This window comes from Methylobacterium goesingense (assembly GCF_022179225.1).
GTDB classification, from domain to species: domain Bacteria; phylum Pseudomonadota; class Alphaproteobacteria; order Rhizobiales; family Beijerinckiaceae; genus Methylobacterium; species Methylobacterium goesingense.
Genome location: NZ_BPQL01000168.1, coordinates 1 through 10,181 on the forward strand (window position 1 = coordinate 1; position 10,181 = coordinate 10,181).

Here is a 10,181-nt window from a genome sequence, read left to right on the forward strand (position 1 = left end):
CGCCAAGAAGGCGGGCGCCCAGGAGGTGAGCGGCGCCGCACCCTCGCGGGGAGCTACGGCAGCGCCATCGGCCTCGCTTTGACGAACCCCGTCACGCCCGTCCTGTTCCTAGCGGCGATGCCGGCCCTCCTTGCCCACGGGGCCGCTCCGCTTCCGGTGCTCGTTGCCGGGGTGTTCCTGGGTTCGCTCGCCTGGTGGGTTGCCTTCAACACCGCAGTTTCCCTGCTCCGGGGCTGCGTGACCAGCCACGTGCTCCACCGCATCAACAAGGCCGCCGGTCTTCTCCTCGCCGCCCTGGCGCTGAGCCTCCTGGCCAAAGGGCTGGTGGGCAGCCTGGATGGGTCACCGCAACGGGGACTGAGCGGAGCCGTCGTCGCGACAGGTTCGGAACGGCCCTGACGCCGCAACGCGCCGTCAGGGGCCAGTATTCGGCCTTCCTCGGCGCCATCGACGTGGGCGCGAAGCTGGACCTCGGCTTCCGACCGCACGTCGAACCGCCCCCGCCCCGCGCGAAACCGGTTCCCCCGTCCCGCCCGATGCTCTAAACCCAGGCCAATCGTAGAACACTTCCAAAGCGGCCGGCGGGGCGTCCCGGTGGGCGCGGGACCAGGGAACGCCATGCGCATCGGACTGTTCGTGCCGTGCTACGTCGATGCCTTCGAACCGGAGGTGGGGATCGCCACGTTGGAGTTGCTGGAGCGCTTCGGCCTCGACGTGGACTACCCCTTCGACCAGACCTGCTGCGGCCAGCCGATGACCAACACCGGCTGCCACGCGGAGGCCGCCGCCACCGAGGCGCTGTTCGTGAAGAACTTCGCCCCGTTCGACTACGTCGTGGCGCCTTCCGGCTCCTGCGTGCACCAGGTGCGCGAGCACCTCACGGCGATCCCGCAGACGGACGAGGTCAAGGCCGTGCGGGCCAAGACCTTCGAACTGGTCGAGTTCCTGCACGATATCCTCAAGGTCGAGGAATTCCCCTGGGCGGAGTTTCCGCATCGGGTCGGCTATCACGGCAACTGCAACGCCCTGCGGGGCATCCACCATGCCCGTCCGTCCGAATTGAACGCGCCGTTCTTCTCCAAGCCCCTCGACCTCCTGAAGAAGGTCAAGGGCATCGAGATCATGGCCCCGGCCCGGCCCGACGAGTGCTGTGGCTTCGGCGGCACCTTCTCGGTGTTCGAGCCCGCCGTCTCGGCCAAGATGGGCTACGACAAGGTCTCCGACCACGCCCAGGCAGGGGCCGAATACGTCGTCTCGGCCGATTCGTCCTGCATGATGCATCAGAAGGGCTGCGCCGAGCGGATCGGCGTGCCCCTCAAGTTCATCCACATCGCCCGCATCCTCAATGGAGAGACCGCATGAGTGCGTCCGACGAACTCCGTCCGCAGGACGAGGCCCGCCGCGACGGCGTGATTCATCCGGAGGTGCTGGCCGGCAACGACGAGAGCGAGCGCGGCCAGGACGGCCGGCGCCTGCAGCACGCCGAGGGCGCCTCGCGGCCGATCTCGGCCAAAGCGCCTCGGGAGCCGCAGCCGCGCGGCGCCAAGATCCGCGGCGACCGCCCCATAGACCAAGCCGAGGCCGCCGAGCGATTCCTCGCAGCACCCATGCACCAGAAGGCGCACGACGCCAGGCTCTGGGACCTGCGCACCAAGCGCGACACGGCCGCCTTCGGCATTCCCGAGTGGGAAGAGCTGCGCGAGCTCGCCTCGCAGATCAAGACGCATACCCTGGCCAATCTCGACCGCTACCTCGAGGAGTTCGAGGCCCAGGCCAAGGCCAACGGCGTCCACGTGCACTGGGCCGCCGACGGGGCCGAGCACAACCGCATCGTCCACGGCATCCTCAAGGATCACGGCGCAAAATCGCTGATCAAGTCGAAGTCGATGCTCACCGAGGAATGCGGCTTCCGGCACTACATGGCCGGCACCGGCATCGAGGTGATCGAGACCGATCTCGGCGAGCGCATCCAGCAGCTCGACAACGAGGAGCCGAGCCACGTGGTGGTGCCGGCCGTGCACAAGACCCGCTTCGACGTGGCCGAGGTCTTCTCCCGGACCATGGGAACCGACCCGGAGAACGACGACGCCCATTACCTGGCCGAGAGCCAGCGCATGCACACGCGCCCGCTCATCCTGGAGGCGGATGCGGGACTGACCGGCTGCAACTTCGCCATCGCGGAGACCGGCACGGTGGTGACCTGCACCAACGAGGGCAATGCCGACCTCTCGGGCAACGTGCCCAAGCTCCAGATCCACTCCATCGGCATCGAGAAGCTGATCCCGCGGATCGAGCATCTCGGCGTGTTCCTGCGCCTTCTCTCCCGCTCGGCGCTGGGCTCGCCCATCACCCAGTACACCTCGCATTTCCGCGCGCCCCGCAAGGGCACCGAGATGCACATGGTGCTGGTCGACAACGGCCGCTCCGAGCGCCTCGGCATGGAGGAGTTCTGGACCTCGCTGAAATGCATCCGCTGCGGCGCCTGCATGAACACCTGCCCGGTCTACCGGCGCAGCGGTGGATTGAGCTACGGCGCCACCTATTCGGGGCCGATCGGACTGATCATCGACCCGACCTTCAACAAGCGCAAATATTCGACGCTGCCCTTCTCCTCCACGATGAACGGCTCCTGCACGAATGTCTGCCCGGTGAAGATCAACATCCACGAGCAGATCTTTGCGTGGCGCAAGGTTTTGGCGGAAGAGCACCAGATCCCGCTGCTCAAGCAGGGCATGATGAAGGCGGCGGGCCAGGTGCTGAGCCGGCCGGCCACCTACCGCGCCGCCATCGGTGCCGCCGATTCCGCCCTCAAGGTGCTGCCGCGCTTTGCCGTCTACAACCCGCTCAACACCTGGGGGAAGGGCCGCGAGATGCCCGAGGCCCCGCGTCAGACCTTCCATGCCTGGTACAAGCAGAACCGCATGGCGAAGGCGGGCGGTAAGAAGACCGAGGGGATCAAGTGAGCGTCCGCGAAGACACCCTCGCCCGCATACGCCGGAACCGCCCGGCCGGCGCGCATCCGCTGCCGGAGGTACCGCTCTTCGCGCCGCTGGTCGGGGACGACCACGTCGCCGAGTTCGGCGAACGCCTGAAGCGCATGGGCGGGCGGCTCGCCGAAGCGACCTCGGGCGACGACCTCTTCGCCAGCGTGCGCGAGCGCCTGGACGGCGCGAAGGTCATCGCTTCCGCCGTGCCGGAATTCGCGGGCAACCGCGATCTCTCCGCCGTCGCCCGTCCGCAGGACCTCGCCGACGTCGACGTCGCCATCGTGCGGGCGGTGTTCGGGGTCGCCGAGACGGGCTCGGTTCTGTTCACGCAGGCCGAGCTGCAGGTCAACGCCGTCGCCTACCTGGCCCAGCATCTCGTCGTGCTCCTCGACCCGGCCGACATCCTGGTGAACATCCAGGCGGCCTACCGCCGCCCGGATTTCGCCCGCGCCGATTACGCCGTGCTTCACACCGGCCCCTCGGCCACCGCCGACATCGAAGGCGTGCTGATCCACGGCGCGCAGGGGGTGCGTTCGCTCACCGTTATCCTGACGCCCCGCACCTGACATCGCGTATGGAAACGCGGACAATCCCGCGTGGACTGTCATTCGGGGGACGAGGAACCGGATCTTTCCGTTCGACGCGGGCGTAATCCTTGCAAGCTCCCGCGGCATGATGGAAGGAACCCCCATGCGCTACACGCTCGGTTGCAGCCTCTCTTACAACATCCTCTCCGACACGACTTTCATCTTCAATGTCGAAGTCGCGCGGCTCCGGAGCTTGCAGATCATCAGCGAGACCTTGACGCTGAACCCCAACCTCAAGCGCGACATCTACGTCACGCCCGATCTCCTGAACCGCTACCTCGGCGTCAACGTGCCGGTCGGACAGTTCTCGCTGGAATACAACTCCGAGGTCGAGCTCACCGTGCACCGGGCCGACCCGGCGACGATCAACGAGACCCCGATCGCGCAGCTACCCCTCGACATCCTGCCCTTCCTGCTGCCGAGCCGCTTCGTCTCCTCCGACCGCCTGACGCCCTTCGCGCTGGCCGAGTTCGGCGCCCTGCCGAAGGGCCACCAGCGCGTCAACGCGATCTGTAACTGGATTCACGACCACCTCACCTACCAGCCGGGCACCAGCGACGGCGAGACCACCGCCGACGAGAGCCTGCTCAAGCGGGCCGGCGTCTGCCGTGACTTCGCCCATATCGGCACCGCCTTCTGCCGGGCGCTGGGCATCCCGGCCCGCTTCGTCAGCTGTTACGCCCACGGCCTCGTGCCGAGCGATTTCCACGCGGTGTTCGAGGCCTATCTCGACGGACGCTGGTGGCTGTTCGACGCCACGCGCCAGGCCGATCTCGATGGTCTCGTGCGCATCGGCGTGGGCCGCGACGCCGCCGAGATCGCCTTCTCGACCCCCTGGGGCAACATGCAGCCCGTGAACCAACAGATTCGTATCGTCCGTTCGGACGGTCAGGGCAGCCCGCCCCAGCGCACGGTCGACGCGATCTCCACCGAGGAGCCGGCCCCGCACGCGGGCGCCATGTAGGCCGAGCGCTTGTCCGGGGGAGACAGGATCACCGGATCCCTGCATCCTGTGATCGAGGATCGCGACGCCCTTCCCCGGGCAGGCTAACGGATACCGAGCGGCAACGCAGGAGCGCGTCGAGTCATGGCCTATCGTCACGTCGTCGGCCCCCGCACCCACGTCTTCGCGGACCTCGCGGCCTTGATGGCCAAGGCCACGCCGGTTCGCTCCGGCGACCGGCTGGCCGGCATCGCGGCAGAATCCGCCGAGGAGGAGATGGCGGCCCGCTGGTGCCTCGCCGAGGTGCCGCTCAGCGAGATTCTGGCGCGGCCGCTGATCGCCTACGAGGACGACGACGTCACCCGGCTCATCCTCGATATCCACGACGCGGGTGCCTTTGCAGAGATCGCCCACCTCACCGTCGGCGACTTTCGCGAATTCCTGCTCACCGCGTCGTCGGACACGCTCGTCCGGATCGCCCCGGGCATCACGCCCGAGATCGCGGCGGCTGTCTGCAAGATCATGCGCAATCAGGATCTCATCCTGGTGGCGCGCAAGTGCCGGGTGGTGACGCGCTTTCGCAGCACCATCGGCCTGCCGGGGCGCCTCGCCGTGCGGCTGCAGCCCAACCACCCAACGGACGATGCCGCCGGCATCACGGCCTCGATCATCGACGGCCTGTCCTACGGCTGCGGCGACGCGGTGATCGGCTTGAACCCAGCCTCCGATTCTGTTTCGGCCCTGAGCGCCCTCCTCCAGCTCATCGACGACCTGATCCAGCGTCTCGAGATCCCGACGCAGGGCTGCATCCTCACCCACGTCACCACGACGCTCGAGGCGATGAACCGGGGCTTGCCGGTCGACCTGGTGTTTCAGTCGATCGCCGGCACGCAAGGGGCCAATGCCAGCTTCGGCGTCACCCTGCCCATCCTGAAGGAGGCGCACGAGGCGGCGCTCGCCCTGAAGCGTGGCACGGTGGGCGACAATTGCATGTATTTCGAGACCGGACAGGGCTCGGCCCTCTCGGCCGGCCAGCACCACGGCATCGACCAGCAGACCCTGGAGGCGCGGGCCTATGCGGTGGCGCGGCCGTTCCGGCCCCTCCTCGTCAACACCGTGGTGGGCTTCATCGGGCCGGAATACCTCTACGACGGCAAGGAGATCATCCGGGCGGGACTGGAGGACCATTTCTGCGGCAAGCTCATGGGCGTGCCGTTGGGGTGTGACGTCTGCTACACCAATCATGCCGAAGCCGACCAGAACGACATGGACACCCTGCTCACCCTGCTGGGGGCGGCCGGCTGCAACTTCATCATGGGCGTGCCGGGCGCCGACGACGTGATGCTGAACTACCAGTCCACCTCGTTCCACGACTCGCTCTACCTGCGCGAAGTGCTCGGACTGAAGCGCGCCCCGGAATTCGAGGCTTGGCTGGAGCGGATCGGACTGACCGACGCGGACGGCACCCTGCTGCCGGAGGGGGCGAGCACCCGCCTCATCGCCGGGGCTCCCGGCCTCGCCGACCGGGACGTGGCGGCGTGAGCGACGACCGCACGCCGGACGATCCCTGGGCGCGCCTCGCGCGGCTCACGCCCGCCCGCATCGGCCTCGGCCGGGCGGGCGCCGGTCTGCCGACGCGGGAAGTCCTGCGCTTCGGCCTCGCCCATGCCCAGGCCCGCGACGCGGTCCACACCGCCCTCGATGTGGAGACGGTCTCCGCCGGCATCGCATCGCTCGGCTTCGAAACCCTCACTGTCGCCTCGTCGGCGCCCGACCGGGCGACCTACCTGCGCCGGCCCGACCTCGGACGCGCGCTGAGCGACGCGTCCCGCGAGGCCCTGTCCGCCCGCGCCGGCGAGGCCGTGGATCTCGCCCTGGTGGTGGCGGACGGCCTCTCCGCCCGCGCGGTGCACGAGGGTGCGGCCGGCTTCCTCGCGGCCTTCAAGCCTCACGTCGCGCGGGCCGGCTGGCGCCTGGCCCCGGTGATCGTGGCGATTCAGGGCCGGGTCGCCCTGGGCGACGGCATCGGCGCCGCACTGAAGGCCCGCGCCGTGGTCGTGCTGATCGGTGAGCGGCCCGGACTGTCCTCCCCGGACAGCCTCGGGGCCTATCTCACCCTCGATCCCCGCATCGGGCGCTCGGATGCCGAGCGCAACTGCATCTCGAACATCCGCCCGGCGGGCCTTTCGGCGGAGATCGCGGCCTTCAAGCTCGACTGGCTTCTGACCCAGGCCTTCGCTCTCGGCATTTCGGGCGTGAACCTGAAGGATGGCAGCGGCGCCGCGCTCGAAGGCGGCGGGAAACCGGTTCCCCTTGAGGCAGCCGCTTCACCTGGAGGTTAGGCTGCGGCGGGGTGGACGTGTGAGCGATCGGGCGCCGGGCTCGGACTTCAGCGCATGCCGATGGTGCCGACCGACGCGGATGCGCCGACCCTCCCCATGCCGAAGATCGGTTATTACGCCTGCGCTGCGTCAGTCCTGCGGCACGGACAGGACCATCAGCATCAAGGCCACGTGGGCTGCGTTGGCGATCGCCCCAGACAGAGCCAAGCGCTTGGCTTCCTGACGCGATACGAGCACGACCTCGATGTCCTCGGTCGGCTCCGGATCGGACGTGCCGGCGACCACACCCGTGGCGCGGATGAGGTGCAGGCGATTGGTGTAGCGCGCCGGGTCGATGCTGAGCGTGGTGACGTGGGCGAGCGTTCCGCCGTGGAACCCGGTTTCTTCGCGGAGTTCGCGGGCGCCGACTGCGACGGCGTCGGTGTCCTCAGGGTCCATCACGCCTCCGGGAAGCTCGAGGCTGAGACCCTGGATTCCATGGCGGTACTGCCTGACCAGGACGACCCGATCGGTCTCATCCGTCGCGAAGACATGCACGAAGTCGGGAAATTCGAGCACGTAGTACGACGCCACCGCGACCCCATCGGGTGTCGAGCAATCGTCCGCTCTGAGACTGATCCAGCGATCCCGGAAGGCGTGGGTCGATCGATGGATCGTCCAGCGCTTATCGTCGGTCATTCCTGATCCTCATCGGCGGCCCAGTGTCCCTCGTCTGCAGCCACGTTTCGATGCCGGGCGGCAGGGATCGATACTCCAAAAATCTGAAGACCACCTATGGACCTCGCGCCCATTGCCGAAGGTGGCTGAACGCCGATCCGGACTGCGTCGCGGAAGCCGTCGCCAGGGTGATCCGGCTCGGGGCGCTCGACTTCACCGCGATCCCGAGCCTGAACCGGATGCTCATGCCCATCCTGAAGCCGGCGCTGGGGCTACATCCGCGAGCATGCGAACGTCATCGCACGCGGGAAGTCCGCCTTACGTCGCCAACCCTTCTTTCCGCATAGCCCGAAGCCGGCCCGGCCTTCGAGACTATGTCGGAAAGAGAAAGGAACAGGTGAGCGACGGACGATTCGCGCAACGGTTGCGCCCGGTCTATTTCGGCGCTACGGACAATTCAACATTTCCATAAAGGTTGAATTGGCTTGAACGAGAAGCAGGCGCTCGATGGCTTCGGTGCCATCGCGCAGGAAACCCGTCTGCGCATCATTCGTCTGCTGGTCACCGCAGGGGCGGACGGCATGGCGGCCGGAGCGATCACCGCGGCCATCGTCGGAGCCTCTGCCCCCCGCATCTCGTTCCACTTGAACCACCTTGAGACGGCGGGCCTCGTCCAGAGCCGCCGCGAGGGGCGGTCGATCATCTACAGCGCGATCTTTCCGGCGCTGTCCGACCTCGTTGCCTTCCTGATGCGCGACTGCTGTGCGGGTCACTGCGAGGTCTGCGACCGTGCCATCGCCCTGTTCGCGAAATGCACCGGCAGGCCGCAGCGCGTCGTGGACGCTCGCACCATCGCCTGTGAGGAAGCATGACGACGTTGCGCGATACCCTCGAAGGCCAGCAGGTCAAAATCTACTTCGCGGCGATCGGCGCCGCCATTGTGGTGGCTCTGACCGTCCCCGGTACCACGGTGCTCGAGGCCGGGATCAACCCGGCCCTTGCGTTCATGCTGTTCGTCACCTTCCTGCAGGTACCGCTCGCGCAACTCGGTCGGGCCTTTGCGCGCATCCGCTTCCTGGCAGCGCTCCTCGCGACGAACTTCGTCGTCGTGCCGGTGCTGGTCGCGGGATTGATCCAGTTCCTCCCCCGCAACCCGATGCTGCTGCTCGGGGTGCTGATGGTGCTGCTCACGCCCTGCATCGACTACGTGGTGACGTTCGCCCAGATCGGTCGCGCCGACGCCAAGGTGCTGCTGGCCTCGACCCCGGCGCTTCTGATCGCACAAATGGTCCTGCTGCCGGTCTACCTGACCGCCTTCCTGGGCGAGGATGCGGCGACCTTCGTGCAGGTCGGCCCGTTCGTACACGCCTTCGTCTGGCTGATCGCGGTTCCGTTGGCCCTGGCCGGTGCCGTACAGGTCTGGAGCGGGCGAAGCCATGTCGGGCGCCGGGTGATGGCGGGTTTCAGCCTGCTACCGGTGCCCGCCACGGCGCTGGTCCTCTTCGTGGTCATCGTCGCGGTTCTGCCGCAGCTCGGCCTCGCCTTGAACGAGGCTCTCCGGGTGGTGCCGGTCTACATCGCCTTCGCGGTCGCGGCTCCCTTGATCGGCTGGGCCGTCGGCCGCCTGTTCCGCCTCGACGTATCGACGTGCCGGACATTGGCGTTCAGTGCCGCCACACGAAACTCGTTGGTGATCTTGCCGCTCGCGTTCGCGGTGCCGGGCGCGGTGCCGCTCCTGCCCACCGTGATCGTCACGCAGACGCTTGTCGAGTTGGTGAGCGAGCTGATCTACATACGGCTCATCCCCAGGCTCGGGACACCGACCGACATTGCCGTAGTTGACGTTTAGGAGGGTGATGGACGCGCCGTCCATTTCGTGGCCTGTTCGCGCATGAGGCAGACGAAGGCGACGATGTGGAGGTCCGCGCGGGCGCTCGGATAGCGCTCACGGAGGGCTTTCCCTGCGGCGGGCCGCGCTCGGTTGGGCTCACCCTGGTCCTCGAAGCCCTCGGGACATTGGAGAGGCTCCGGTGGCCGGACGGATGAGCACGCTGGTCTCGTCCAGGATACCGGCCTTCAGGAACATACCTTCGAGGCCCGCGCGCCCTCCGGCGGGAGGGGGCTGAGGTTACGTCTTGTCCGGCTCGGTCGAAGGCACGGCAATGGCGCCCACGCCGTGACCCAGGTCGGATCCCCGATGAGGAGGGACGCCGCGCGGCACCATGGGGGCGGCGGAGGTCTCGTCCCGCACCTCTACGAGATTGGCTTCCACGACGCGGACCAGGTCCACCAGCTTGTACGGTTTGACGAGCAAGCACGCACCTGGCGGCAGCGCGCGCTGGAGTTCGGCTCCGGCTCCGGAGGTGACGATGATGCCGATGCTGGGCCAACGGTGATGAACGAGATGGGCGAGGGCAACACCATCCCCCACGATGCTGCGCCCCGTGATCAGCATGCGGACGTTGGCCGGTCCGCGAAGAACCGCCAGCGCTTGGGCGGCAGTGCTGACCTCTATGGCCTGATACCCGAGATCCGTCAGCATATCGGCCGTGACCATACTGACGAGCGAGTCTGTCTCCGCGATAAGGATAGCCAAAGGCTTGTTGTCTGACACAGACGTGCTCCGCGAGTTCAGGGCGGGAGCGCTCGCGACTCTCAGGCACTG

The 10,181-nt window shown here is 67.6% G+C and carries 11 protein-coding genes; 9 read left to right on the forward strand and 2 right to left on the reverse strand.

What is annotated here, in order from left to right; translation table 11 throughout:
* From MFF30_RS22835 to eutC, 7 genes are all read left to right on the forward strand, one after another.
* A partial coding sequence (locus MFF30_RS22835; RefSeq protein WP_238282360.1) for a LysE family transporter occupies window positions 1–399 on the forward strand: 399 nt, incomplete at its 5' end.
* A gap of 219 nt (window positions 400–618) precedes the next feature.
* Window positions 619–1,362, forward strand: coding sequence for a (Fe-S)-binding protein (locus tag MFF30_RS22840; RefSeq protein ID WP_238282362.1), 744 nt, complete (start codon window positions 619–621; stop codon window positions 1,360–1,362).
* Entirely contained in the window at window positions 1,359–2,963 is a 1,605-nt protein-coding gene (locus MFF30_RS22845) for a lactate utilization protein B (RefSeq protein ID WP_238282363.1), read from the forward strand. The genes MFF30_RS22840 and MFF30_RS22845 overlap by 4 nt, the downstream gene beginning before the upstream one ends.
* On the forward strand, window positions 2,960–3,553 hold the full coding sequence (locus MFF30_RS22850) for a LutC/YkgG family protein (RefSeq protein ID WP_238282364.1): 594 nt from the start codon (window positions 2,960–2,962) through the stop codon (window positions 3,551–3,553). Before MFF30_RS22845 ends, MFF30_RS22850 begins: the two co-directional genes overlap by 4 nt.
* 124 nt (window positions 3,554–3,677) lie before the next feature.
* Window positions 3,678–4,538: a transglutaminase-like domain-containing protein gene (locus MFF30_RS22855; protein ID WP_238282365.1), complete on the forward strand. Its 861-nt coding sequence runs from the start codon at window positions 3,678–3,680 to the stop codon at window positions 4,536–4,538.
* 123 nt (window positions 4,539–4,661) lie between these two features.
* A complete protein-coding gene (locus MFF30_RS22860) occupies window positions 4,662–6,059 on the forward strand; it encodes an ethanolamine ammonia-lyase subunit EutB (RefSeq protein ID WP_238282366.1) in 1,398 nt (465 codons plus the stop codon).
* Window positions 6,056–6,859, forward strand: coding sequence for an ethanolamine ammonia-lyase subunit EutC (gene eutC / locus MFF30_RS22865; protein ID WP_238282367.1), 804 nt, complete (start codon window positions 6,056–6,058; stop codon window positions 6,857–6,859). The genes MFF30_RS22860 and eutC overlap by 4 nt, the downstream gene beginning before the upstream one ends.
* A 129-nt stretch (window positions 6,860–6,988) precedes the next feature.
* Here the strand turns inward: eutC and MFF30_RS22870 are convergent, their stop codons facing one another.
* Complete coding sequence (locus tag MFF30_RS22870) at window positions 6,989–7,537, reverse strand: NUDIX hydrolase (RefSeq protein WP_238282368.1); 549 nt, start codon at window positions 7,535–7,537, stop codon at window positions 6,989–6,991.
* 464 nt (window positions 7,538–8,001) lie between these two features.
* Between MFF30_RS22870 and MFF30_RS22875 the strand changes: the two genes are divergently transcribed.
* Together MFF30_RS22875 and MFF30_RS22880 are read left to right on the forward strand one after the other, a co-directional pair.
* A complete protein-coding gene (locus tag MFF30_RS22875) occupies window positions 8,002–8,388 on the forward strand; it encodes an ArsR/SmtB family transcription factor (RefSeq protein ID WP_238282369.1) in 387 nt (128 codons plus the stop codon).
* Window positions 8,385–9,365 (forward strand): arsenic resistance protein, encoded by a 981-nt coding sequence (locus tag MFF30_RS22880; protein WP_238282370.1) that lies wholly within the window; start codon window positions 8,385–8,387, stop codon window positions 9,363–9,365. Before MFF30_RS22875 ends, MFF30_RS22880 begins: the two co-directional genes overlap by 4 nt.
* Before the next feature lie 279 nt (window positions 9,366–9,644).
* On the opposite strand, the gene MFF30_RS22885 is transcribed toward MFF30_RS22880, so the two are convergent.
* Window positions 9,645–10,181, reverse strand: a 537-nt coding sequence (locus tag MFF30_RS22885) for a hybrid sensor histidine kinase/response regulator (RefSeq protein WP_306424600.1), incomplete at its 5' end; no start/stop codon positions are given.

Bases quoted from the DNA above. Each gene is read 5' to 3' on its own strand.
- MFF30_RS22840 (WP_238282362.1), top strand. From the start codon at position 619: ATGCGCATCGGACTGTTCGTGCCGTGCTACGTCGATGCCTTCGAACCG.
- MFF30_RS22845 (WP_238282363.1), top strand. From the start codon at position 1,359: ATGAGTGCGTCCGACGAACTCCGTCCGCAGGACGAGGCCCGCCGCGAC.
- MFF30_RS22855 (WP_238282365.1), top strand. From the start codon at position 3,678: ATGCGCTACACGCTCGGTTGCAGCCTCTCTTACAACATCCTCTCCGAC.
- MFF30_RS22860 (WP_238282366.1), top strand. From the start codon at position 4,662: ATGGCCTATCGTCACGTCGTCGGCCCCCGCACCCACGTCTTCGCGGAC.
- MFF30_RS22870 (WP_238282368.1), bottom strand. From the start codon at position 7,537: ATGACCGACGATAAGCGCTGGACGATCCATCGATCGACCCACGCCTTC.
- MFF30_RS22880 (WP_238282370.1), top strand. From the start codon at position 8,385: ATGACGACGTTGCGCGATACCCTCGAAGGCCAGCAGGTCAAAATCTAC.